Here is a 24,150-nt window from a genome sequence, read left to right as displayed (position 1 = left end):
GGAAGCCGGTTCGAATCCGGCGCGGTCGCGCCACTGTGATCGACATGTTGCATGTCGTCAGCCAGACCTTGCTGTGGGTTTCTTCGATCTGTTGGACGCGCCATCCAAGGAGTTGCAATGAATCTTCCTGCCGTATTCGTCCGCGCCAGCGTCGCTGCCGTCGGTCTCTTCGCTGCCGTCGCCAGTCACGCCGCCACCCACTATCCACTGACGCTGCCCAACTGCGGCGCGCCCTTGACCGTCCAGGCCGCGCCGCAGCGTGCCGTCAGCCTGGGGCAGGCCAGCACCGAAATTCTCCTCTCGCTGGGCCTGGCGCCACGCATGGTGGGCACCGGGGTCTGGTTCGGGCCGTTGCCCGAGCCTCTGCGCGCGGCCAATGCCCAGGTGCCACGCCTGGCCGACAACGCCCCCAGCTTCGAGGCGGTGGCCAATACCGCACCTGACATCGTGGTGGCGCAGTACACCTACCACGTCGGACCCAACGGCGAAGTTGCCAAGCCCGAGCAACTGGCCAGCCTTGGCATCCCTTCCTATGTGTCTCCCAGTGACTGCGACGGCAAGGAAGTCACCGCCACCTCCAATGCCGACGGCAGCCGCAGCCAGGTGTTTTCCATGACACTGGTGGACAAGGAAATCCGCGAGCTGGCGAGCATCTTCGATGTGGAGCCGGCCGGGGAGCGCCTGACTGACCAGTTGCACGCACGCATCCAGAAAGCCAGCGAGCGAGCGGGCAGCGCCGGGCACGCACCGCTGTCGGTGGTGTACTGGTTTTCCAGCACGCGCCTGGAAGGCGACCCCTGGGTGGCCGGCAAGAGCGGCGCGCCCGGCTATATCAACCGTCTGCTGGGCCTGCGCAACATCGTCGACAGTGACGAGGAATGGCCTGGGGTGAGCTGGGAAAGCATCGCTGCGAGCAATCCCGATGTCATTGTCGTCGCGCGCATGCAGCGGCGTCTGTACCCGGCCGACGATGTCGAGAAAAAGCTGGCGTTCCTGCGCAGCGACCCGGTGACCCGTGAGCTGGATGCCGTGCGCAATGGCCGCATCATCGTGGTCGATGCGCAGTCGTTGAACCCCTCCATGGATGTCGTGCGCGCGGTGGAAGACATCGCTGCCGGCCTCGAGCGTACACGGGCCACACCTTGATCCAGCGCCTGGCGCGTGAAGATGGCTGGGTCTGGCGCCTCCTGTTGGCGCTGCTCGCCCTGGCGACGTTGAGCGTGTCGATCGCCCTGGCGGTGTCGGTGGGGGAAATGGGCATTGCCCTGGCCACGGTCGGCAAGGCGCTGCTCAATGGCGTGGGGCTGGCCGACTACCCGGTGCCGAGAATCATCCAGGGCATCATTTGGGAATACCGCCTGAGTCGCGCGCTGGTTGCCGCCTGTTGTGGCGCCGGCCTGGCGATCTGCGGCGCGGTGTTGCAGGCGCTGCTGCGCAACGTGCTGGCCGAACCCTACGTGCTGGGCATCTCCGCAGGCGCCTCGACGGGCGCGGTGGTGGTGATGCTGCTTGGGCTGGGCGGCGGCGTGATCGGCATTTCCATGGGCGCGTTTCTCGGTGCGGCCCTGGCGTTCGGCCTGGTGCTGCTGCTGGCTGCCGGCACTCGCAGCGGCCCGGCGCAGGTGATCCTCGCCGGTGTCGCCGGATCGCAACTGTTCAATGCGCTGACGGCCTATATCGTCTCGACCTCGGCCAATGCCGAGCAGGCACGCAGTGTGATGTTCTGGCTGCTCGGCAGCCTGGGCGGGGTGCGTTGGCCCGACGTAGGTCTGGCCGCGGTGGTGGTCGGGGCGGGCCTGGTGCTGTGCCTGTACTTCGCGCGGGCGCTGGATGCCTTCGTGTTCGGCGAAGACGCTGCCGCCACCCTTGGCGTGCCTGTGGTCGCGGTGCGGCTGGTGTTGTTCGCGACCACCGCGCTGATCACTGCGACCATGGTCAGCATCGTCGGCGCAGTGGGTTTCGTCGGTTTGGTGGTGCCCCACATTGCGCGCTTTCTGGTGGGGCCCAGCCACGTCCGGCTGTTGCTCGCCTCGGTGCTGATCGGCGCCAATTTCATGGTGCTGGCCGATATCGTCGCGCGCATCATCGTGCCCGGCCAGGTGTTGCCCATCGGGGTGGTCACGGCCCTGGTCGGCGCCCCGGCGTTTGCCTTGATCCTCTACCGCGCGAGGCGTCGAGCATGAGCCTGCAACTGCACCAGGTCAGCTGGAAAGCGGGTGGGCTGCTGATTCTCGACGACGTCAGCCTGGCCATCACGCCCGGCAGCATGGTCGGCCTGATCGGCCCCAATGGCTCGGGCAAGTCGTCGCTGCTGCGCCTGCTGGCCGGGCTCGGGCGTCCCAGCCAGGGGCAGGTCACACTCGACGATCAGCCCATGGCGGACGTATCGCGGCGAGCGGTCGCACGGCAGGTGGCGATGGTGGAACAACACGCCAGCACCGAGGTGGACATTCGCGTACAGGAGGTGGTGCGCCTGGGGCGCACGCCGCACCGCTCGCCGTTCGCACCGTGGCTGCGCGAAGACGACCTGGCGATTGCCCAGGCCCTGGCCCAGGTCAACCTGAGCGGCCATGCGCAGCGGCGCTGGCACACCTTGTCCGGCGGCGAGCGGCAACGGGTGCAGATCGCTCGCGCCCTGGCCCAGCAGCCCAGCGAACTGCTGCTCGATGAGCCCACCAACCACCTCGACATCCAGCACCAGCTGGAATTGCTGCAACTGATTCAGAACCTGCCGTTGACCTGCGTGATGGCGATTCATGATCTGAACCTGGCGGCGATGTTCTGCGACGTGCTGGTCGTGCTCAAGGGCGGCCGTCTGGTTGCCAGCGGTGCGCCGGCGCTGGTCTTGACCGAGCGGCTGATCGCCGAGGTCTATGGCGTTCACGCCGAGGTTAGCCTGGCCGGCGGCCGCCCCCATGTGCGCTATCGGGTCTGAGCCGTATCACTGACACGTCCCGTGCCCTGTGGTAGCCTTGCGCGTTCGAGGTTCTCTGCCCAGCAGAGCTAAGACGGGAACGCGGTCCAAGCCGCGGCTGCCCCCGCAACTGTAAGCGATGAAGGCTGCGCCAAGGCCACTGCGAACGCTCGCGGGAAGGCGCCGCAGCCTGGGCCAGAATGGCCGGCATCGCGAGCCAGGAGACCTGCCTCGACTGTTCTTTCCTATTCAACCGGGCGGGGTGATCCGGTGACGAATGCTGGCGCCTGCCGTTGCGGCGCTCGTCTCGTGCCCTGCCGCGCAATCAGGGCGACCCGATGAAAACGCTGTCCAAACTACCCGTCACCATCGTCACCGGCTTTCTCGGCTCGGGCAAGACCACCTTGCTGCGCCATATGCTCGACAACGCGCAGGGCCGACGCATCGCCGTGATCGTCAACGAATTCGGCGAGCTGGGCATCGACGGCGAGATCCTCAAGCAGTGCACCATCGGCTGTACCGAAGAAGAAGCCAATGGCCGGGTCTACGAGCTGGCCAACGGCTGCCTGTGCTGCACCGTGCAGGAAGAGTTCTTCCCGGTCATGCGCGAGCTGGTGGCACGGCGCGCCGACCTCGATCACATCCTCATCGAAACCAGCGGCCTGGCCTTGCCCAAGCCGCTGGTCCAGGCCTTCCAATGGCCGGAAATCCGCAGCGCCTGCACGGTCGATGCGGTCATCACCGTGGTCGACAGCCCGGCCGTGGCGGCGGGTACCTTCGCAGCCTTCCCCGAGCAGGTCGATGCCCAGCGCAAGCTCGATCCCAACCTGGACCATGAATCGCCGCTGCACGAGCTGTTCGCCGACCAGTTGGCCAGCGCCGATCTGGTCATTCTGAACAAGGCCGACCTGATCGACGCAGACGCCCTGGCTGCGGTGCGCGCCGAGGTCGCCGAGGAACTGCCGGCGGCAGTGAAGGTGGTCGAGGCCAGCAGTGGCCGTTTGCCGCTGGCGGTACTGCTGGGCCTGGGCGCAGAGTCCGAGCAACACATCGACGGCCGCAAGACCCACCACGACCACCATGAAGGCGACGACCACGACGAGCACGATCACGACGCCTTCGATTCGATCTCCATCGAGCTGCCGCAGGCCGAAGAAGCCAAGCTGCTGCAGGCGCTCAACGCTGCCGTGGTCCAACACGGCATCCTGCGCGTCAAGGGCTTCGCGGCCATTCCGGGCAAGCCGATGCGCCTGCTGATCCAGGGCGTGGGCACGCGTTTCGACAAGCACTTCGATCGTGCCTGGGGCGCAGACGAAGTGCGCAGCACGCGCCTGGTGCTGATCGGTCAGGAACTGGATGCAGCGTCGCTGCAAGCGCAACTGCGCGCCGCGCTGGAAGCCTGACCGATGCACCTGCTGAGGACCCAACCCGGCGGCTTCGTGCCGGACGACAGCATCGCCGACCTCGGCCAGACGCCCGCCGAACTGGTCATCCTCTGCAGCGGCGATTCGCACCTGGCCTTGCTGGCCGAGGCCAGCGAGCGTCTGCCGGCCGACTACCCGAGCCTGCGCCTGGCCAACCCCATGCAGGTGCAGAATCATTCTTCGGTCGACCTCTACGTCGACCAGGTGCTGCGCCACGCCAAGGTCATTCTGATTTCCCTGCACGGCGGCATCGGCTACTGGCGCTACGGCGTCGAGCAGTTGATGCAGCTGGCCGAGCGGGGCGTGCAGGTTATCCTGGTGCCAGGCTGCGATCGCCCCGATCCCGAACTGGCCGAGCGCTGTACGGTGCCTGCCGAGCAAGCCGACCGCCTGTGGCAGTACCTGCGCCAGGGCGGTATGGAAAACGCACGCAACCTGTTCGGCTACCTCGGAAATACCTGGTTCGGACGCACCGAACCGTGCGAAGCGCCTCAGACGCTGCCGCGCACGGTCATCTACCATCCGACGCAACCGACCGCCGACCTGGCCTACTGGCAGACGCAGTGGCAAGCGCAGTGGCCTGTGGTGCCGTTGCTGTTCTATCGCTCGCACCTGCAGGCGGCCAACACCGGTTTCGTCGACACCTTCTGTGCCAGGCTGCAGGCGGCCGGGCTCAATCCGTTGCCGATCGCCGTGGCCAGCCTCAAGGAAGCTGCATGCCTGGCGCAGGTGCAGGACTGGATGGACGAGGCGGGTGCCGCGATCATTCTCAACACCACCGGCTTTGCCCAGTCCAGCCCGGAAGCACCGCACCTGCGGCCGTTTCGCCGTGACATTCCGGTGATCCAGGCCATCTGCGCGCAAGACAACCAGGCATTGTGGCAGGCGAGCGAGCAGGGTCTGGGCGCGCGCGACCTGGCCATGCACATTGCCTTGCCGGAGCTGGACGGGCGCATCATCAGCCGGGCCATCAGCTTCAAGGACCTGGCCTGGCACAACGAGCGCAGCCAGAGCGATGTGGTGTGCTACACGGCGCATGTCGAGCGCATGGATTTCGTCGCCGAACTGGCGCGCAAATGGGCCGCTTTGGCGCGTCTGCCCAATGCCGACAAGCGTGTCGCCCTGGTGCTGGCGAACTATCCGACCCGCGATGGCCGAATCGGCAACGGCGTCGGCCTCGACACTCCGGCTGCGGCGCTGAACATCCTGCGCGCGATGCAGCAGCAGGGCTATCCGGTGGCCGATCTACCCGACAGCGGTACGGCGCTGATTCACCTGCTGCTCGGCGGCGTGACCAACGATCTGGAGCAACTGGACCTGCGCCCCTGTGCCCAGAGCATGGCGCTGGACGACTACCTCGCCGCCTTCGCCTTGCTGCCGGCGGCCAATCAGACCGCCGTGCGCGAGCGCTGGGGCGAGCCAGGTGCCGACCCCATGTGCCGTAACGGCCGCATGATGATCGCCGGTCTGCGCATGGGCCTGACCTTCGTCGGCATCCAGCCGGCGCGGGGTTACCAGGTGGACGTCAGCGCGGTCTACCACGACCCCGATCTGGTGCCGCCCCATGGTTACCTGGCGTTCTATTTCTGGCTGCGCCACACCTACGGCGCCGATGCACTGATCCACGTGGGCAAGCACGGCAACCTGGAATGGCTGCCGGGCAAGGGCGTCGGGCTGTCCGAGCAGTGCTGGCCCGATGCGGTACTGGGGCCGATGCCGAATATCTACCCGTTCATCGTCAACGATCCGGGTGAGGGCGCCCAGGCCAAGCGGCGCACCCAGGCGGTGATCATCGACCACCTGATGCCGCCGCTGACCCGCGCCGAGACCTACGGGCCGCTGCGCGATCTGGAACTGTTGGCCGACGAGTACTACGACGCGCAGATGCTCGATCCGCGCCGCGCCCAGGCCCTGGAACAGGACATTCTGGCGCTGGTGCGCGAAACCCGCATCGATCACGAGCTGCAGATGGCCGAGGGTGCCGAAGCGGCGGTGTGGCTGCCGCGCCTGGACACCTACCTGTGCGACTTGAAGGAGTCGCAGATACGCGATGGGCTGCACGTGTTCGGCGAGTCGCCCCAGGGTCGCCTGCGTGCCGATACCCTGCTGGCACTGCTGCGCATTCCTCGGGGCGACGGCCGCGGCGCCCAGGCCAGTGTGCTGCGAGCATTGGCCAAGGCTTTCGAGCTGGGTTTCGATCCGCTCGACTGCGACCTCGGCGCACCTTGGGACGGACCACGGCCGACGGCCCTGGCCGCGATCAGCGAGGAGCCCTGGCGCAGTGCCGGCGACAGCCGCGAACGGCTCGAACTGTATGCCGCCCAGCTGATCGAGCAGGCCTTGAACGGTCCGCTGGAACTGGGCGAAGGCTGGAGCGACGTGCAACTCATCCTGGGCCACCTGTGCGACACCGTGGCACCGCGTCTGGATGCCTGCGGACCGGCCGAAATGCACGGCCTGCTCAGCGCATTGTCGGGCCGTTTCGTGCCCGCCGGGCCGAGCGGGGCACCCAGCCGCGGGCGCCTCGACGTGTTGCCCACCGGGCGCAACTTCTTTTCCGTGGACGTGCGTAACCTGCCGACCACCACTGCCTGGCGCATCGGCTTCGCCTCCGCCAACCTGATTCTCGAGCGGCACCTGCAGGACCATGGCGATCACCTGCGCCAGCTGGGCCTGTCGGTCTGGGGCACGGCGACCATGCGTACCGGCGGCGACGACATCGCCCAGGCCATGGCGCTGATGGGTGTGCGCCCGGTGTGGGCCACCGGCAGCCAGCGGGTGGACGATTTCGAGATTCTGCCATTGAGCCTGCTCGATCGCCCGCGGGTGGACGTGACCTTGCGGGTGTCCGGGTTCTTTCGTGATGCCTTCGCCAACCTGTTGCGCCTGTTCGATGCGGCCGTGCAGGCCGTGGCGGCGCTCGACGAGCCCGACGATCTCAACCCGCTGGCAGCCAAGGTCCGTGCCGAACAGGCGCAACTGCTGGCCGAGGGCGTGCCTGCCGAGCAGGCCGCCCGCGAGGCGGGCTGGCGTATCTTCGGCGCCAAGCCCGGTGCCTATGGCGCCGGGGTGCAAGGGGCCATAGACGGCCGCCTGTGGCAGACCCGCGAAGACCTGGCCGAGGCCTACCTGAACTGGGGCGCCTATGCCTATGGTGCGGACGACGAGGGGACCGCCGCACGCGCACCTTTCGCCCGGCGCCTGGGGCAGGTCCAGGCCGTGCTGCAGAACCAGGACAACCGCGAGCACGACCTGCTCGATTCCAACGATTACTACCAGTTCCAGGGCGGCATGCTGGCCGCTGCGGAAACCCTGGGCGGGCAGAAGACCGCCAGTTACCACGGCGACCACAGCCAGCCAGACGTGCCGCGCGTGCGTACCCTGAAAGAAGAGCTCAACCGCGTGGTGCGCGCCCGCGCGGCCAATCCGAAGTGGATCGAAGGGGTCAAGCGGCACGGCTACAAGGGCGCCTTCGAACTGGCCGCGACGGTCGACAACCTGTTTGCCTTCGATGCGACCACGCACCTGATCGACGATCACCAGTACGCGTTGCTCACCGACGCCTACCTGCTGGATCCTTCCACCCGCAGTTTTCTGCAGGAGCACAATCCGGCGGCGCTGCGCGACATGGCCGAACGTCTGCTCGAGGCTCAGCAGCGAGGCCTGTGGGCTGAACCGGGCGACTACCGACAAGCCGTGGAAGACCTGCTGCTGGATACCGAAGAAGATGCCTGAAGAGATCCCTGCAATGACCGACACTCTGCACTTTCCCCTGGCCGCCGTGGTCGCCGCCGATTCGCTGAAACTGGCGTTGTGTCTGGCCGCTATCGATCCGCGCATCGGTGGCGTGTTGATCGAAGGGCCACGGGGCATGGCCAAGAGCACCCTGGCGCGCGGGCTGGCCGATCTGCTCGCCGGTGGCCAGTTGGTGACCTTGCCGCTGGGTGCCAGCGAGGACCGCCTGGTCGGCACGCTCGACCTGGAAGCGGCGCTGGGCGAAGGGCGGGCACGCTTCTCGCCAGGCGTGCTGGCCAAGGCCGACGGTGGCGTGCTCTACGTGGATGAGGTGAACCTGCTCGCCGATCACCTGGTCGACCTGTTGCTCGACGTCGCTGCCAGCGGCGTCAACCGCATCGAGCGCGATGGCATCTCCCACGCCCATCCGGCGCGCTTCGTGCTCATCGGTACCATGAACCCCGAGGAAGGCGAGTTGCGTCCGCAGCTGCTCGACCGCTTTGGCTTCAACGTTGCCCTGGATGGCCAGCCCGCGCCGGCCGAACGCAGCCAGATCATTCGCCGCCGTCTGGCATTCGACAGCGACCCCCAGGCGTTCTGCGCGCAGTGGGCTGCCGCGCAGGCGGCGCTGCGGCTGCGTTGCCAACAGGCGCGGGAGCGTCTCGAGTCGATTCCGCTGAGCGACCAGGCGCTTGAATCGATCACCACCCGTTGCTTCGCCGAAGGCGTGGACGGCCTGCGCGCCGACCTGGTCTGGCTGCGCGCGGCGCGCGCCCATGCGGCCTGGCGCGGCGGCGACGCTATCCTCGACGAAGACGTCGACGCGGTTGCCGAGTTCGCCCTGCGCCATCGCCGCCAGGCTAGCCGGCCGCCAGAGTCCAGCGCAACACCGCCACCGCCGCCCGCTCCCAGCACCGCGCAACCCTCCGGCCCCGGTCAAGGCCAGTGGGGCGACATGCCGGCGCAGGCCGTTCCGGTGGGCGAACGGCGCACGGTGCCGAGCTGGCCAAAAAAGCCCTGAGCATCCGTCCGCGCCCGGCGGATGCTCGGCCCGGCAAGGGCAACCTTGAACAAGGGCGGCAGGGCGCAGCGCGCGCGGCATCGGCCGGCAAGGTCGACTGGCCGGCTACCCTGCTGCAGGGGCGGCCGCGCCAACGTGACGACCTGCGTTGGCAACAGCGTCGCAGTGCCGCCCAGCAGCTATGGCTGATAGTGGTGGACGCGTCGGCTTCGACCCGCCGACATGGCGCCCTGGCCGAGGCCAAGGGCGTGCTGGCCCAGGTCTTCGACGATGCCTACCGGCAACGCGCCCGGTTGGCGCTGCTCACCGCCAGCGGCACCGGGCCGGCCTGGCAATGCCACGGTTTGAAGGCTTCGGCGGCGTTGCAGCCCTGGCTGGCGGAGCTGGGCGCAGGCGGCGGCACGCCACTGCTGGCAGCACTGGACCAGGCTCGCGAATGGCTGCAACAGCGCGCACGCCAGCACCCCCAGGAAGCACAACGCTGCCTGGTGTTCACCGACGGGCGTCTGAAGTCACTGGAAGGCGCGTTACCAATGGCCTGTCCGGCATTGCTGGTGGACATGGAGAAGGGCCCGATCCGGCTGGGTCGCGCTCGCGCTCTGGCCGCGGCGCTTAACGCCGAGTACCAGCATCTGAACGACTTGCCGCGCCGGTAGCCTCAGGCCGCTCGTGGATTGCAGAGCGCCTTGCTCCACACCGGATTGTCGCAACGCGGGCAGGGCAGCGCCTGCTGGTGAACCAGGGTTTCCAGGTGGCCGCAATACTCGCAGGCATACAGGTCCTCGCGATCGGCCGTGGTCAGCGACTCCCGATGCTCGGGCGGGAGGATCGACAACCCAGGCTTTACATCCTCGCGTTCGTGGAAGTACAGGCTGACGTCACCATTCACCTCGAGGATACCCAGCCGCACCTGGCCCAGGTGCTCGACGCCGCGAAGGCGCAGTTCCATCAGGAACTCGGCGTGGGTGATGTTGCCGCTCTGCAGCGCCTTGAGCTCGAACACACCGTCGCGAATGATCAGAAACGGCTTGCCCTCCAACCATTCGCCGAAGCGGCCGCTGCGCTCGGTCAAAAAGGTGGTGAGGCGATACAAGATGATCATCGCCAGGAACACCACCAGCACGGGCAATACGGGTACGTCCTCATAGAAGGTCACATCGCCAGCCGCCGAGCCCAGCGTCAGGATCACCACCAGCTCGAACAGCGACAGCTGGCGCACCCCGCGCCGTCCGGCGATTTTCAGAAACAGGAAGACCACCACATAGGCCATGAGCGTACGCGCGACCACCTCGCCCAGAAATCCCGTGTTGACATCACCCAGCAGCACACGGTGCCAATCGAACGCGTTCATGCTCATCCTTGCCGATACTGAAAAGCGGCGATTGTACACCGGCGTCGCGCTCGCTCCGCGAGACGTATCGCTGACGCGCCAATGTCGCGCGACGACGATCCATGACCAGCACGAAGGGGTTAAACGTCAATTTTCTGTTACCGTTTTGGCACAACTTGCAAGCCGCTGTTTTTGATGTATTTTCCCGAACACGTCCCAGCAAGGAAAGGCCATGCCTGTGAATTCGAACGCCTACCCCTGCGAGCCTTGCGGACTGTTGGGCGATAGTCAGCCCATGCGCGACTTGTACAAGCTCATCAACAAATTCTCGACCACCGATTCCCCGGTCTTGATCCGGGGTGAAGCGGGTACCGGCAAGCAGTTGATCGCCCGCGCACTGCACCAGCAGTCTGCGCGCCGACTGCAGCCATTCATCGTCTTCGACTGCCAGGCCCGTGCCCACCGCCCGGGCCAGACGCCACTCTTCGCGCCTGGCTGTGGCGAGACCAATGTGCACCCGTTGTCCGGCAGCGTGCTGCAGGCCGCCCATCGCGGTACCTTGCTGCTCGAGCAGGTACATGGCTTGCCGCTGGACATCCAGGAGCAACTGCTGCGGTTTCTGCAGCGCAAGGGCTCAGGCGAGGTGGACGTGCGCGTGGTGGCCACCAGCGACAGCGACCTGGCAGGCGCCATGCGCAAGGGGCAGCTGCGTGAAGATCTCTACTACCGGCTCAACGTGCTGGAGATCGTCGCGGTACCGTTGCGCGAACGCTACGGCGACCTGGCCATGCTGGCCAATCATTTCGCCCAACGCTACAGCCGCGAGAACGGTCGGCGCCATCGCCCGTTCAGCCAGGAGGCACTGATCGCCATGGGCGAGCATGACTGGCCGGGCAATGTCCGCGAGTTGTCCACCCGGGTTCGCCAGGCCCAGGCACTGGCCCACGGCAACCAGATCGAAGCCGGGGACCTGGGGCTGGGCACCGAGACCCTGGTCGCTGCGCCTTTGGGGACGCTGCAGGATTACAAGCACCGCGCCGAGCGTCAGGCGCTGGGCGACGTGCTGCTGCGCCATGGCGGCAACCTGAGCACGGCGGCCAGGGTGCTTGGCGTGTCACGCCCGACGCTGTATCGCCTGCTGCACAAACACCACATGCGCTGACGCACGCTAGGGTTGATCCAGAACATGCCGAATGCTCGCCAGCACCTGTGTTTCACGCGCTCGCCAATCTCCGCTGATGACGGTGCAAGGCAGCGCGTGGGCCAGCAGCCAGGCCCGGCTTTGGGCAAAGAAGGCTTGGCGCTGGGACAGCTCGGGTTGACAGCGCTGGCCATCGGCAGTCCATTCCACGCCCTCTGGCGAGAGCAGCAAATGCGCGTCGTAGTGCCGTTGCAGCAGCGCCGTTTCCAGCCACGCCGGGCAGTTGCCGAACAAGGTCTCACTCCAGAGCATATTGCTCAGCAAGTGGGTGTCGAGCACCAGCAACGCCGGTTGCGCGCGGCGGGCGGCATCTTCCCAGGCCAATTGGCCGCGAGCGATGGCGTCGATGTCGGCGTAGCAGGTGTCACGCTGTTCGCGGTCGATGAAGTGGCGCACGTATTCGCCCACCACCACCGCACCCAGTTGCACGCGCATGCGTTCGGCCAGCCAGCTCTTGCCCGACGATTCGGGCCCGCACAGCACCACGACCTTCATGCGGCCACCGCCACGCTCTTGCGCCACTGGTGCCAGCCATGAATGGCCAGCATCAGGAACAGCGCATACAGGCCGGCCGTCAAGTACAGCGCTTGATGCACGAACAAGCCGACGAAAATCGCATCGAGGACGATCCACAGCGGCCAGCACTGCTCGCGCTTGGTCGCCATCCACCACTGTGCGACCAGGCTGAAGCCGGTCAGCAGGGCGTCCAGCCACGGCTGGCTGGCGTCGCTCCAGGTGGCCATCGCCGCTCCCAGCGCAAGCCCTGCGACCAGGCCGATGAGCAAACCGCCGAGCAGCGGCGCTGGTGCCAGGCGCGTGACCGGTCGACCATTGGCCGTCGCCGCACCACGGGTCCAGTGCCACCACCCGTACACCTGCACGCCCGCGTACACCACTTGCAACAGCATGTTGGAGTACAGCTTGTAGTCATAAAACACATACGAATAGATCAGTACCATGACCAGGCCGATCGGCCAGCACAGCCAATTCTGCTTGACGGTCAACCACACCGCGATCACGCCCAGCGTGGCGGCGAACAATTCCAAAGGCGACATGGACAATCCCTGGCAGGTGCATGCAATGCATCGAAGGCCGGGATTGTAACCTGCGCCACACTCGCGGCGCGCGTTGCGTGCCGTGGACCTGCCGTAAAGATGAAACTTCAACTCAATCAACGCTCGACGGCGCCGGCATGCGGATTTGCACGACCTGCTCTGATAGCATCGCGGGGCCCGACGGCAATGAGTTCTATTAAACAGACAGGACCGCGCCAGGCGCGCGTCCAATTGGGGGAATGATGGATTTTTGGACCGCCATGCAGGCGTTGATTCTGGGCATCGTGGAAGGCTTGACCGAGTTCCTGCCTATCTCCAGCACGGGCCATCAGATCATCGTGGCCGACCTGATCGGCTTCGGAGGCGAGCGGGCGATGGCCTTCAATATCATCATCCAGCTGGGTGCGATACTGGCCGTAGTGTGGGAGTTTCGCCGCAAGATCCTCGAAGTCGTCACCGGCTTGCCGACCCAGCGCAATGCGCAGCGCTTCACCATCAACCTGCTGATCGGCTTTCTGCCTGCAGTGGTGCTGGGGGTGATATTCGCCGACAAGATCCACGAATACCTGTTCAACCCCATCACCGTGGCCGTGGCGCTGGTGCTTGGCGGCTTCGTCATGCTGTGGGCCGAGAAGCGCGAACATGCCGTGCGGGTTCACCACGTCGATGACATGCACTGGAGCGATGCGCTCAAGGTCGGCTTTGCCCAATGCCTGGCGATGATTCCCGGCACTTCGCGCTCGGGCTCGACCATCATCGGTGGCCTGCTGTTCGGTCTGTCGCGCAAGACGGCCACCGAGTTCTCGTTTTTCCTGGCCATGCCGACCATGGTCGGGGCCGCGGTGTACTCCGGCTACAAGTTTCACCATCTGTTTCAGCCAGCGGACTTCCCGGTGTTTGCGCTGGGCTTCGTGGTCTCGTTCATCTTCGCGATGATCGCAGTGCGCGGCCTGCTCAAGTTCATCGCCACCCATAGCTACGCGGTGTTCGCCTGGTACCGCATTGCCTTCGGTCTGATCATCCTGGCCACCTGGCAGTTCGGCTGGATCGACTGGTCCAGTGCGCAAGGCTGAAACGGCGCCCAGCCGGGCGCCGTCACCGCTGCGCGGAGGGCAACAGCGTCCCGTGCGATTCCTGGCGCTGAAACTTACGGCCTTCATTCTGCTGTGCCTGTTGCCGTTCCTGGGCGTATTGCGCCTGGCACTGGCCGGGCACCCGGTGCTGCTGGCAGTCTATGCCCTGATGAGCCTGCTTGCGGCCGGGTTGTACTGGCATGACAAGCGCCGCACCACGGTGCAGGGCCAGCGCATTCCGGAAAGACTGCTCCACGGCGTCGAGCTGCTCGGCGGCTGGCCGGGTGCGCTGCTCGCCCAGCAACTGTTCCGGCACAAGACGCGCAAGGTGTCCTATCAACTGGTGTTCTGGCTGATCGTCGCGCTTCATCAGGCGTTCTGGTTCGATCAGGTCATTTTTGCCGGACAGCACCTGGGTATCACGTTCTGACGCCACGGCCTGCACTTGCAAGCTCAATGCGCGTGACGGCTGCCGGTGGGGTCCTGGATCTGGATGACGCGACCCTTGCTCCAGGCGTCGGCGCCTGGGTCTATTGCCGGCGCGGGGATATCGGCGCGGGCCGCTTTCTTGCTGTCGCTGTCGACACCGAAGCGTTTGTCGCGCTCGCGCACCAGCGCCGGATCGATCTGACCATCAGCGGTGAAACCCATCATCAGTTGCGGTACGCCCAGGGGCACCTGCTTGTCCAGATCGGTGTGCCAGGTATGCCAGGTCTTGCCGTAGGTGTTCACCAGTTTTTCCATCAGGGCATGTTCGGCCGGCGCGGGAATGCCCGGCGCTATCAGTTGGCCAGACTTCACTTCGTGGACGTGGCTGTGCCACAACGCTTTCTCGGCCGTGGGCAGTTTGGCGAAGAGCCCGGCGCTGATGATGTATTCGACGCCCATCAGTTTTGCATCCTTGACGTTACCGTCATAAATGACGCACTGAATCACTTCTTCATTGAGGATGGAGCAATAGTGATGGGCTTCCATCTGCGCGCCGGGGTGTCCATTGTAGAAATGAAAGCCATCCAGGTAGGCGTTCAACTCATCGATGGGTGGGCGCGACTGCAGCGCGTTGGCGCCAGCGTCCAGGGTCTTGGTCAGCGCTGTGGCCGGTACGCCGGGCGCGTCTACCTTGGATGCGCTGTTATTGCCGGCGCAGCCCGCGATGGCGAGGGCGGCAAGGCACGTCAACGAGGTGCGCGTGGCAAGGGCCTTTCGAGTGTTCATGCTGGAATCCTTTTCATGGGGGCGAAGCGCAGCCAAGGCTCTGGGAGCAGTGGCCGGCAACACTTCTGGGGCACCTTCATAGAGCCGGACCGCGGACGAGGGTTCAGCCGATCAGACCCTGGTTGCGGTCAGTGGAGGGTTTTCAGCCGCGCCTGCGTAATATTTCACGGAACCGGCGTGTGACTTGGCCCATCCTATGCTGTGTCAGAACCTACCCCCGAGGTTTTGCCAAGGAAGAGCGCCGCGATGGTCCGTCGTTGTGCAGTATTGGTTTTTCTGCTGCTGTTGAGCCTGTTTTCGGTGCAGGCTCAAGCGCTTCCCCATGCCCGCTGGAACGTGGGTTATCACCTGCTGACCTTCAACGACCCGCTCGACGACCAGCCCATGCAAGCCTATGCCTTCTACCCCACCCAGGGACGTACGCATCCGGCCCGATTGGGCGGCTACAGCATCGACGCGCAGCAGGATGCCCCGATCGCCATCGGTCGCTTCCCGCTGCTGATGCTGTCCCACGGCAACACCGGCACCCCCTTGGCCTTGCACGATCTGATCACTGCACTGACGCGCAAGGGCTTCGTGGTGGTGGCGGTGGTCCATCCGGGTGACAACGCCCAGGATCACAGCCGTTTGGGCAAGCTCAGCAATCTGTACGGGCGGCCACTGCAGATCTCCCAGGCGATCACCGCAGCGTTGGGCGATTCGATGTTGTCGCCTTTCGTCAATGCCAACGCAGTTGGGGTGATCGGCTATTCCGCAGGTGGCGAGACGGCATTGATCCTCTCCGGCGCGCGCCCCGACCTGCAGCGCTTGCGCAAGTACTGCGAAGAGCGGCCCTACGACGCCGATGCCTGCCAGACCCGTGGTGAACTGGAAGCCGACCGCGACGACCTGAACCCCGAAGCCGACCCACGGGTACGCGCGCTGTTGTTGATGGCGCCGTTGAGCCTGATGTTCGGTCGCCAGACCCTGGCTGAAGTCCATTTGCCAACCCTGATCTACAGCGGCGATAACGATCAACTGGTGGCCATCGACAAGAATGCCGAGGCGCTGGCGCGCAAGCTGCCGGGAAACACGGACTATCGACTGCTCCCCGGCGCCGGTCACTTTGTTTTCATGGCGCCATGCACGGACGAGCAACGAGACGCCTCGCCGGCGCTGTGTACCGATGCCGACGGCGTGGACCGTGAAGGTATCCACCGCGACCTGATCCACGAAGCCGGCAAGTTCTTCACGCACACCCTGGGTCGGCCTTCACGCGCGGGCCTGCAGACCGCCGATCACTGATCCTGGCGCGACAGCCACGCAGTGAGCCCCAGTGCCGCGAGGGACAGCCCGGCGGCCAGAGCGAAAATCGATCCATAGCCGAACCCGGCCGCTACTGCGCCCATCACCGGTCCGGCAATCGCCAGGGCCAAATCGAAGAACACCGCGAAGGCGCTCAAGCCTGCACCGCGGCTGGTGCCCGGTACCTTGTGGATGGCCAGCACCCCCAGCGCAGGATAGACCAGCGACAACCCCAAGCCGGCCAGCGCTGCACCCGCGAGCGTGAAGGTCGGCGAGGGCGCCAGCCAGAGCAGGCTCAACCCGACCACCTCCGTGGCGATACAGGCCATGGCCACCGTCGAGCCGCCCAGGTGATTGATGCTGTTGATGAACACCAGGCGCGCCGCAATGAAGCTGATGCCGAAGGCGGTCAGGCACCAGGCCGCGCCTTCCCAGCCGCGCTCCACGTAGTAGAGGGTGATGAACGTGGTGAGGGTGCCGTAGCCGATCGACGCCAGCATCAGGCTCATCCCGTGCGGTGCGACCCGGCCGAAGGCTGCCCAGAACGGCATGCGTTCGCCACGCACCACGGGCGCGGCAGGCGTATCGTGGATCATCCACAGCGCCAGCGCGCTCAATAGCATCAGGGCGATGCCCAAGGTCCAGAAGCCGGCGAACCCCACCATCAGCACGCCCAGGGGCGCGCCGATGGCGATTGCGCCATAGGAGGCGATGCCATTCCAGGAAATCACCTTGGCCATGTGCTCGGCGCCGACGCGGCTGATGCCCCAGCTGCTGGTGCCCACGCCGATCGCCCCCTGGGACAGGCCGAGGACCACACGCCCGGCGATCAACACCCCCAGGCTCCACTGCGGCGCGCTGTGCAGGAACACGGATACGAAGGTCAGCGCACCGCTGATACCGATACCGATCAAGCCGTAGACGATGGTGCGTTTGGTGCCCAGGGCATCGGCCATACGCCCGGCACTCGGGCGGCTGAGCAGGGTGGCCAGGTACTGCGCGCCGATCACCACGCCAGCCGCTACGGCGCTGAAGCCCAGCTGATCGTGAACGTAACCCGGCAACACCGCAATCGGCAGCCCGATGGAGATGAAGGCAATGAAGGTGTAGAAGACGATGGAGATGATTTGCAGGTTGATGGACGACGAAGGGGTAGGGTGGGCAGACTCGGTCATGGGCTCGTTCGCAGGCGTGCGCTTGAGGTCCCCTCGGACAGGGAACGTTGGTTAAAGCAAAGCAGGCTATCGATTATTTGCAACTCTTCGACACAACGCGACGCTGCTACAACCACAACGCAAGCCGCGTCATCGCAGATGGCGCGGCTTGCACGAATCCCTGTAGCAGCGGCGCAAGCCGCGTCCGGGTTCGCCGCTTTGCGTCAGGCACACCGCACTGGCCATGACGCGGCTTGCGCCGCTGCTACAGGGGCTGTTCCAGCAACGCAACGGTTTTCTCGTCGGGCTCACCGTTGAAGAACCGGTCGAGCAGTTGCTGGAAGCACGCCTGCTCAGGTGCGACGCTGGCAAACAAGGTCATGCATGAACGCAGTTTCATATCATCGGGACTGCCGAACATGGCTGTCACGCTCTTGCCCGAATGCTCGAGCACGGTCCGTGTGCACTCCAGAAGCCGAGCGCCCAGTAACGGATCGTGCAGATAGGCCACTGCTTCGGCAGCGCCGCTGATCGCGTAGAAACGCGCCGTCTCGCTCCGCCCCAGGCCGGCCAGTTGGGGAAAGACGAACCACATCCAGTGAGTGCGCTTGCGGCCGCTGCGCAATTCTTCGAGGACATCGGAGTACACCACGCGTTGGGCGTCGATGAAGCGGTTCAGATCGAAGGTGTCGTTCATGGCAGGTACTTCCCGCAGGAATTGTGTGCAATTGTGGCCGCTGTCAGGCAGTGGAGTTCCATCTACCCGTATCGTCACTCTTGGGCCAACAGTACTTCCACACCCAGCTTGCGGATCGCCTCGGCGGCCACGTCAGTCAACTCGCTGTCGCTGATGACCACATCGAACTGCTCGAGCCCGGCGATCTTGTACATCCCGAACGTACCGTATTTGGAACTGCTGGTGATGAGCACCCGCTGAGACGCCGACTGCATCGCCACCTGCTTGACCTCGACCTTGAGCGCCGAAGGCGTGGTGATGCCCCGTTGCAGGTCCCAGGAACTGGTGGACATGAATGCAATATCGGTCGCCAGCTGGCGCAATGTGGCCACTGCCAAACCACCCACGCACGAGCGGTTAGGATGGTCGAGCAGCCCGCCGGTGTGAATCACGTCCACATGCAGCGCTTCGGCCAGAGCATGAACGATGCCGAAGTCGTTGGTCACCACGGTCATGCCCGAGAGGGCCGCGATATGCGGAACAACCTCCAGTGTGCTGGTGCCAGCATCCAGATACACCGTCATGTCATCGTGTAACAAACCTGCGGCGAGCCTTGCCATCGCCTGTTTCTGCGGCTGCTCGGCGACCGCCTTGGACTGATGGCTGGGTTCGCTGTGCAACTGGCTGGCAATGCGCACGCCACCGGGCACCGAGTAGGCGCGGCCTTCCTGCTCCAACACACTGATATCGCGGCGCACGGTCATGTGCGAGCAATCGAACATTTCCGTCAGTTGGTGCACGCTGAGCACCTGGTGCTTGCGCAACTGGCGCAGGATCTGTTCCCGGCGCTGGTCGGGAATCATCGGTGCGGCGCCAGTGATGGCGAGGTCCTCGTCGGTGGGCATTCAGGCTCCGGGGCGTGCAGGCAGATGGTCAGGCGGCCATCTTAGCGAATCACCGCTTCGATCAATAGAACGCCGATCAAACCGATCACTGATTGCAGGCACAGCATCAGGGTCCAGGTGCGGAAGGTCTGAGCCACACTGAGTTGGAAGTACTCCTTGAACAGCCAGAAACCCGAGTCATTGACGTGGGAGAGCATCACGGCACCCGAGGCGGTGGCCAGTACCAACAGCTCCGGTGACAGGCCCGGATAGGCTAGTGCCAGGGGCGCGACGATCCCGGTGGCAGCGACGGTGGCAACGGTCGCAGAACCGACGCAGATGCGCAGCAGTGCCGCAATGCCCCAGCTTAGAATCAGCGGATTGACCGCCCAGCCAGAAGCATGGTGAGTGATCAGTGCATCCAGGTGAATGGTAGTGAGCATTTCCTTGAAGCCACCGCCAGCGCCCAGAATCATCACGATCGCGCCCAGCGGTGCCAGGCCCTGGCTGGCCATCTTCTGCACCTGGCCCAGGTTGAACCCGGCGCGCAGGCCCAAGGCGAAGAAGGCAAAGATGACCGCGATCAACAACGACAGGATCGGGTTGTTCAGGGCGTTGAATACCCCGTAGGCCATCGAGCCCTTGACGCTGAAGGCCAAGCCCAGGGTGCCGACCAGCATCAGGCCGGGCGGCAGCAGCACGGCGATGATCGATGACAGCAGCGACACCTGGTTTTGATCCGGGCTGACTTCCCGCGCGCCCACTGGGCCTGCGCTGAGGTCGGGCGCCGGGCCGAACCAGGGGCTGATCAGGCGGGTGAAGATCGGGCCGCATATGATCGCCGTGGGCACGGCGATCAGCAGGCCATAAAAGATGGTCAGTCCGGTATTGGCATGGAACGCTGCGACCGCCAGCGTCGGGGCCGGGTGCGGCGGCAGCAGACCGTGAGACACGTACAGGCCGGCGGCCAGGGGCAGACCTATGTAAAGCAGATGGCTATTGGTGCGCTTTGCCACCGTATAGACCAGCGGGGCCAGCATGATGAAGCTGACGTCGAACAGGTGCGGCATGCCGATCAGCAAGGCGGCGGCGCAGATCGCCCAGGGCGCGTACTGCACCGGACGCTGGCCGATAAAGGCATTGGCGATGCGGTCGGCGCCGCCCGAGCCCAGCAGGATACCGCCCAGCAGCGTACCCAGGCCGATCACCGGGCCGGTCTTGGCCAGCGCCGAGCCGAAGCCCTTGGCGAAGCTGTCGATGGTCTCGCCGGCGCCCGCACCACTGAGCAGGCCAAGGCCGATCGCGGTGAGGGTCAGGGCCAGGAACGGGTTGAGCTTGAGCTTGGTGATGAGCAGGATCAACACCACGATGGCGCCGGCGGCCATCGCGAAAATCAGCAGTTCGCTATTCATGTTTTTATGGAACCTGTGAAGTGGACGTCGGTGCCCGTGTCGGGCACCGGTATCGGCTGAAGGCCGCTGTGCGATCAGGCCGATTGCAGGCCGGTCTGCCAGGCGCGGTGCAGTTCATCGTTGTACTGCCCGATGTCACTCATCAGCAGCAACTCGCCGGCTTTGATGTCCCGCGCGGCGGTGGCGTGGGCTGCCAGGTACAACGGAGCGATATCGTCGGGGGCATCCGAACGCCCGATCAGCACGGCCTGCACACCGGTGACGTCGTGGTGGTGGCCACCCATTTTCAGCACGGTGCCTGCGGCGATATCGATCGTGGCGCGTCCGGCCAGAATGGTCGACTGGCTCGGTTTGTCGGTGCCCGACGCACGTTTGTGCAGCACGGCGTTGAGCAGGGTGATCGGCGTTTCCACACCCATGAAGTGGTAGGGCAGGTACAGGCAGGCGTAGCGTCCGTTGCGGCTGACCACGTGGCCTTTCTGCGCGAGCAATTCCCAGGTCGGTTTGTCGTGGGTGCGGATGATCACGAACACACCCCCGGCAAAGCTCGCCTCGTCGGGTAGACGCAGCACGTTGAACACCTCGATCACGCCGCTGCGACCCAGCACACCACCGTCTTCACGCAAGGCGTAGATGTCGGCCAGTTCGCTGGTACGAGCAATCGGGTAGTGCAGCAGTTCCACGTCCGGCACCAGGCCGGTGTTGGTAGCCACCACCGACATTTCGCAATAGTCAGCGGTGGCGGACGTCTTCAGGCCATTCAAGGCGGCGCGGCGTGCTGCAAGGGTGGCTGGAATGTCATCGCCCAGGCGCAGCAATTCGCCCATGGCTGGCGCGGAAATGGTGGTATCAAGCTGGGTGATGCTGCCGTCCTCGGGGTTGAACACCAGATCGTATTCACTGGACTTGCCCGCCGCGACGATGTCCAGCTTGAGCACACGCGCCCAGCTGACCCAGCCGATCAGGTTGGCCGGCTGATCGCCGTCGGCGGTGGTGTAGACCACATCGTGTTGTGCGGCAAGGCGGGACAGGGCGATACCCGCAACCGAGTCCACTTCCTTGCTGACCATGGCGACGTGACGACCGTCCTCGATGGCGCGCCGGGCGACCTGGTAGCCAATCGCGGGGTTGCCGGTGGCTTCCACCAGGATGTCGTAGCGGGCAGCCTGCAGCAGGGCGACGTCGGCGACCAGCACAATGGCATCGGACGGTGCGCTGGCAACCGCGGCCGCATCCTTGCAGATGTACAGCTGTTCTGCGGCAAAGCCTAGTTCGACGCACAACCCATGCAGGCCGGGCACGTCCAGGTCGCACAGAACGGCGGGGACCAGGTTGGGCATCAGCTGCGTCTGGGCCAGCAAGGTGCGCGAGAAACCACCCTTGGCGCCGGTGAGTGCGTAACGTACGGCCTGGCCGGCTTGTGCAGCGAACAGCAATTCGAAATTCATGGTTCGTCCTCGGTGAAGGGAAAATCGGCAGCGACCACCGGATGAACAATATTTGTTATGGATTCGTAGCTCCCGAGTGACAGCACGATAGTGCGGTTTTCACATTAAGGTCAATTTATTTAACATGGATTAACACTAAGCTTGCTTTCGCTTGTAGTATTGGGTCATTGAATCGCTCAGATGAACCAATAATTAACATGCGCCGTGCCCGCCACGGTGACCTGTGCAGGAGATGCCACTCATGACCGCTGTCCATCGCCCGCTGCTCGGCTGCATTGCCGACGACTTCACCGGTGCTACCGATCTCGCCAACATCCTGGTGCGCGGCGGCATGCGCACGGTGCAATCGATTGGCGTTCCAGACAGTGATCTGGCCGAGTTCGCCGAGGCGGATGCCATCGTCATTGCTCTAAAATCCCGTACCACGTCGGCGGCCAGCGCCGTAGCCGAATCGTTGCAGGCGCTGGCGTGGCTGCGCGAGCGTGGCTGCCAACAGTTCTTCTTCAAATACTGCTCGACGTTCGATTCGACCGCAGTGGGCAACATTGGCCCGGTCACCGAGGCATTCCTGGAAGCCCTCGGCAGCGATTTCACCATCGCCTGTCCGGCGTTCCCGGAGACCGGCCGCACCCTGTTCCGCGGTCATCTGTTCGTTCAGGACAGCCTGCTCAATGAATGCGGCATGCAGCACCACCCGCTCACACCGATGAAAGATGCCAACCTGGTCCGCGTGCTGGATGAGCAAACCACCGGTGCGGTGGGTCTGCTGCGCTACGACGTGGTCGGGCAGGGCGCCTCTGCGGTGGCCATGCGTATGGACGAACTGCGAGCCGAAGGCGTGCGCGTGGCCATTGCCGATGCCGTGAGTGACGACGATCTACAGACGCTGGGGCGTGCCTGTGCGAACCTCGCCTTGATCACCGGCGGCTCGGGGGTGGCCCAGGGCCTCCCGGAGAACTTCCGCCGCCAGGGCCTGTTGCGCACAGGCGACGCATCCGCCATGCCGGTCATCGAAGGCCGTGCCGTGGTGTTGGCAGGCAGTACCTCCAAGGCTACCAACGGACAGGTCGCTGCCTGGCTGGAAGCAGGTCGCCCGGCCTTTCGCATCGACCCACTTGCAATCGCCCGAGGCGAACCGGTCGTAGCCCAGGCTGTAGCGTTCGCCGACCGTGACCCAGCGGTGCTGATCTACGCCACCAGCAGCCCCGAGCGAGTGGCTGCCGTGCAACGGGAGTTGGGTGCCGAACACGCAGGCGCCATGATCGAGGCGGCGCTGGGCGAGGTCGCGACACAACTGCAAGGCAAGGGCTGGCGCCGCTTCGTCATCGCAGGCGGGGAAACTTCCGGTTCGGTGGTGCAGGCGTTGCGCATCAAAGGCTTGCGTATCGGCCGGCAGATCGATCCTGGCGTGCCGGCTACCGTAGCCTTCGGCGGCACTACTGCGCTCGCGCTGACGCTGAAGTCGGGCAACTTTGGCAGCGTGGACTTTTTTGCCAAGGCGCTGGCTTGCCTGGCGGGAGATTTTTCGTGAGAAATGAAAACGAGCTGCGCGAAGAAATCTGTGAAGTCGGCCTGAGCCTGTTCGGGCGTGGTTATACCGTCGGCAGCGCCGGCAACATCAGTGCCCGCCTCGACGACGGTTGGCTGATCACCCCTACCGACGCCTGTCTGGGCAGGCTGCAGCCCCACGCCATTGCCAAGGTCACCACGGCGGGTGAATGGGTCAGCGGTGACAAACCTTCCAAGACCCTGGCCCTGCACCGGCAAGTTTACGACCGAAACCCAGGAGTCAACGGCGTGGTCCACACCCACTCCACTCATCTGGTGGCCCTCACTTTGGCTGGGGTGTGGAGCGCGCGGGACATCTTGCCGCCGCTCACGCCTTATCAGGTCATGAAGGTGGGCCGCATCCCGTTGATCCAGTACCAGCGCCCAGGCTCGCCCGACGTGGCGACGCAAGTTGCCGCACTGGCCGATCAGGTGAGGGGGGTCATGCTGGAACGGCTTGGCCCGGTTGTCTGGGAAAGCTCGGTGTCAAAGGCCAGCCATGCGCTGGAAGAACTGGAGGAAACCGCACGGCTGTGGCTGATGACCGAGCCACGACCTGCGCCCTTGAGCCAGGCAGCCGTCGAAGAACTCAAGAGGGTGTTCGGTTGCGCCTGGTGAGGCATTGACCCTACTTGTGAAAAGGCCATCGTTGGGCTTTACTGGAACCAGCGTCCTACAAAAATCACAAGAGACGAAGCTGATGAGCAATTCCGTGAAGATTCGCAAAAGCGACAGCCATGTCGATGCCTGGGCCATAGGCTTCATGATCGTTGTGA

The 24,150-nt window shown here is 64.9% G+C and carries 23 protein-coding genes and 1 riboswitch; of the genes, 14 read left to right on the top strand and 9 right to left on the bottom strand.

Annotated elements, in window-relative coordinates; genetic code table 11:
• The first annotated feature begins 117 nt into the window (after positions 1-117).
• The 7 genes from IFT75_RS18335 to IFT75_RS18305 all read left to right on the top strand — a co-directional run bounded on the left by IFT75_RS18335 (position 118) and on the right by IFT75_RS18305 (position 9,750).
• Positions 118-1,146 carry an ABC transporter substrate-binding protein gene (locus tag IFT75_RS18335; RefSeq protein WP_192056079.1) on the top strand — a complete coding sequence of 343 codons (1,029 nt, stop codon included), beginning with the start codon at positions 118-120 and terminating at the stop codon, positions 1,144-1,146.
• The gene (locus IFT75_RS18330; RefSeq protein ID WP_122478133.1) at positions 1,143-2,183 is read left to right on the top strand and encodes a FecCD family ABC transporter permease; all 1,041 of its coding nucleotides are present in this window, start codon (positions 1,143-1,145) and stop codon (positions 2,181-2,183) included. Before IFT75_RS18335 ends, IFT75_RS18330 begins: the two co-directional genes overlap by 4 nt.
• Entirely contained in the window at positions 2,180-2,935 is a 756-nt protein-coding gene (locus IFT75_RS18325) for an ABC transporter ATP-binding protein (protein WP_122478131.1), read from the top strand. The genes IFT75_RS18330 and IFT75_RS18325 overlap by 4 nt, the downstream gene beginning before the upstream one ends.
• Positions 2,936-2,966: 31 nt before the next feature.
• Positions 2,967-3,162: riboswitch (cobalamin riboswitch) on the top strand.
• Positions 3,163-3,252: 90 nt separating this feature from the next.
• Positions 3,253-4,317, top strand: a complete 1,065-nt coding sequence (gene cobW / locus IFT75_RS18320) for a cobalamin biosynthesis protein CobW (protein ID WP_192056078.1) — start codon at positions 3,253-3,255, stop codon at positions 4,315-4,317.
• A 3-nt stretch (positions 4,318-4,320) separates the two neighbouring features.
• Positions 4,321-8,073 carry a cobaltochelatase subunit CobN gene (gene cobN / locus IFT75_RS18315; RefSeq protein WP_192056077.1) on the top strand — a complete coding sequence of 1,251 codons (3,753 nt, stop codon included), beginning with the start codon at positions 4,321-4,323 and terminating at the stop codon, positions 8,071-8,073.
• A 13-nt stretch (positions 8,074-8,086) separates the two neighbouring features.
• Positions 8,087-9,094: an ATP-binding protein gene (locus IFT75_RS18310; RefSeq protein WP_192056076.1), complete on the top strand. Its 1,008-nt coding sequence runs from the start codon at positions 8,087-8,089 to the stop codon at positions 9,092-9,094.
• The gene (locus tag IFT75_RS18305; protein ID WP_192056075.1) at positions 9,019-9,750 is read left to right on the top strand and encodes a VWA domain-containing protein; all 732 of its coding nucleotides are present in this window, start codon (positions 9,019-9,021) and stop codon (positions 9,748-9,750) included. Before IFT75_RS18310 ends, IFT75_RS18305 begins: the two co-directional genes overlap by 76 nt.
• A gap of 2 nt (positions 9,751-9,752) precedes the next feature.
• Here IFT75_RS18305 and IFT75_RS18300 read toward each other — a convergent pair whose 3' ends face one another.
• Entirely contained in the window at positions 9,753-10,445 is a 693-nt protein-coding gene (locus tag IFT75_RS18300; protein WP_122478126.1) for a DUF421 domain-containing protein, read from the bottom strand.
• Between IFT75_RS18300 and IFT75_RS18295 the strand changes: the two genes are divergently transcribed.
• Both IFT75_RS18295 and IFT75_RS18290 read left to right on the top strand, forming a co-directional pair.
• Complete coding sequence (locus tag IFT75_RS18295; RefSeq protein ID WP_192056074.1) at positions 10,444-10,620, top strand: hypothetical protein; 177 nt, start codon at positions 10,444-10,446, stop codon at positions 10,618-10,620. The genes IFT75_RS18300 and IFT75_RS18295 overlap by 2 nt on opposite strands.
• Positions 10,621-10,656: 36 nt before the next feature.
• A complete protein-coding gene (locus IFT75_RS18290) occupies positions 10,657-11,586 on the top strand; it encodes a sigma 54-interacting transcriptional regulator (protein ID WP_192056073.1) in 930 nt (309 codons plus the stop codon).
• A gap of 6 nt (positions 11,587-11,592) precedes the next feature.
• Here IFT75_RS18290 and IFT75_RS18285 read toward each other — a convergent pair whose 3' ends face one another.
• Both IFT75_RS18285 and pnuC read right to left on the bottom strand, forming a co-directional pair.
• Positions 11,593-12,120, bottom strand: a complete 528-nt coding sequence (locus IFT75_RS18285; RefSeq protein ID WP_192056071.1) for an AAA family ATPase — start codon at positions 12,118-12,120, stop codon at positions 11,593-11,595.
• Positions 12,117-12,680: a nicotinamide riboside transporter PnuC gene (pnuC, locus tag IFT75_RS18280; protein WP_192056069.1), complete on the bottom strand. Its 564-nt coding sequence runs from the start codon at positions 12,678-12,680 to the stop codon at positions 12,117-12,119. Before pnuC ends, IFT75_RS18285 begins: the two co-directional genes overlap by 4 nt.
• Before the next feature lie 242 nt (positions 12,681-12,922).
• Between pnuC and IFT75_RS18275 the strand changes: the two genes are divergently transcribed.
• Positions 12,923-13,753 carry an undecaprenyl-diphosphate phosphatase gene (locus tag IFT75_RS18275; protein WP_122478277.1) on the top strand — a complete coding sequence of 277 codons (831 nt, stop codon included), beginning with the start codon at positions 12,923-12,925 and terminating at the stop codon, positions 13,751-13,753.
• Between the two features lie 52 nt (positions 13,754-13,805).
• On the top strand, positions 13,806-14,183 hold the full coding sequence (locus IFT75_RS18270) for a DUF1294 domain-containing protein (RefSeq protein ID WP_192056167.1): 378 nt from the start codon (positions 13,806-13,808) through the stop codon (positions 14,181-14,183).
• A gap of 23 nt (positions 14,184-14,206) precedes the next feature.
• Here the strand turns inward: IFT75_RS18270 and IFT75_RS18265 are convergent, their stop codons facing one another.
• Positions 14,207-14,968 carry an OBAP family protein gene (locus IFT75_RS18265; protein WP_192056067.1) on the bottom strand — a complete coding sequence of 254 codons (762 nt, stop codon included), beginning with the start codon at positions 14,966-14,968 and terminating at the stop codon, positions 14,207-14,209.
• Between the two features lie 246 nt (positions 14,969-15,214).
• On the opposite strand from IFT75_RS18265, the gene IFT75_RS18260 reads away from it, so the two are divergent.
• Positions 15,215-16,252 carry an alpha/beta hydrolase family protein gene (locus IFT75_RS18260; protein ID WP_192056065.1) on the top strand — a complete coding sequence of 346 codons (1,038 nt, stop codon included), beginning with the start codon at positions 15,215-15,217 and terminating at the stop codon, positions 16,250-16,252.
• Here IFT75_RS18260 and IFT75_RS18255 read toward each other — a convergent pair.
• The 5 genes from IFT75_RS18255 to IFT75_RS18235 form a co-directional block, all read right to left on the bottom strand.
• Complete coding sequence (locus IFT75_RS18255) at positions 16,246-17,427, bottom strand: MFS transporter (protein WP_192056063.1); 1,182 nt, start codon at positions 17,425-17,427, stop codon at positions 16,246-16,248. The genes IFT75_RS18260 and IFT75_RS18255 overlap by 7 nt on opposite strands.
• A gap of 244 nt (positions 17,428-17,671) precedes the next feature.
• A complete protein-coding gene (locus IFT75_RS18250; RefSeq protein ID WP_192056061.1) occupies positions 17,672-18,103 on the bottom strand; it encodes a DUF1810 domain-containing protein in 432 nt (143 codons plus the stop codon).
• A 74-nt stretch (positions 18,104-18,177) separates the two neighbouring features.
• Positions 18,178-18,987 carry a DeoR/GlpR family DNA-binding transcription regulator gene (locus tag IFT75_RS18245; protein ID WP_185793350.1) on the bottom strand — a complete coding sequence of 270 codons (810 nt, stop codon included), beginning with the start codon at positions 18,985-18,987 and terminating at the stop codon, positions 18,178-18,180.
• A 41-nt stretch (positions 18,988-19,028) separates the two neighbouring features.
• Positions 19,029-20,378, bottom strand: coding sequence for a GntT/GntP/DsdX family permease (locus IFT75_RS18240; RefSeq protein ID WP_185793349.1), 1,350 nt, complete (start codon positions 20,376-20,378; stop codon positions 19,029-19,031).
• A 74-nt stretch (positions 20,379-20,452) separates the two neighbouring features.
• On the bottom strand, positions 20,453-21,826 hold the full coding sequence (locus tag IFT75_RS18235; protein WP_192056059.1) for a homoserine dehydrogenase: 1,374 nt from the start codon (positions 21,824-21,826) through the stop codon (positions 20,453-20,455).
• Positions 21,827-22,067: 241 nt separating this feature from the next.
• Between IFT75_RS18235 and otnK the strand changes: the two genes are divergently transcribed.
• The gene (otnK, locus tag IFT75_RS18230; RefSeq protein ID WP_192056057.1) at positions 22,068-23,357 is read left to right on the top strand and encodes a 3-oxo-tetronate kinase; all 1,290 of its coding nucleotides are present in this window, start codon (positions 22,068-22,070) and stop codon (positions 23,355-23,357) included.
• Positions 23,354-23,992, top strand: a complete 639-nt coding sequence (gene otnC, locus IFT75_RS18225; RefSeq protein ID WP_192056056.1) for a 3-oxo-tetronate 4-phosphate decarboxylase — start codon at positions 23,354-23,356, stop codon at positions 23,990-23,992. The genes otnK and otnC overlap by 4 nt, the downstream gene beginning before the upstream one ends.
• Positions 23,993-24,150: the final 158 nt, after the last annotated feature.

This window comes from Pseudomonas sp. CFBP 8758 (assembly GCF_014841725.1).
Taxonomy (GTDB): Bacteria; Pseudomonadota; Gammaproteobacteria; order Pseudomonadales; family Pseudomonadaceae; genus Aquipseudomonas; species Aquipseudomonas baltica.
The sequence above is the reverse complement of the archived record's forward strand: the minus strand, read 5'-3'. Positions and strand labels throughout refer to the sequence as shown.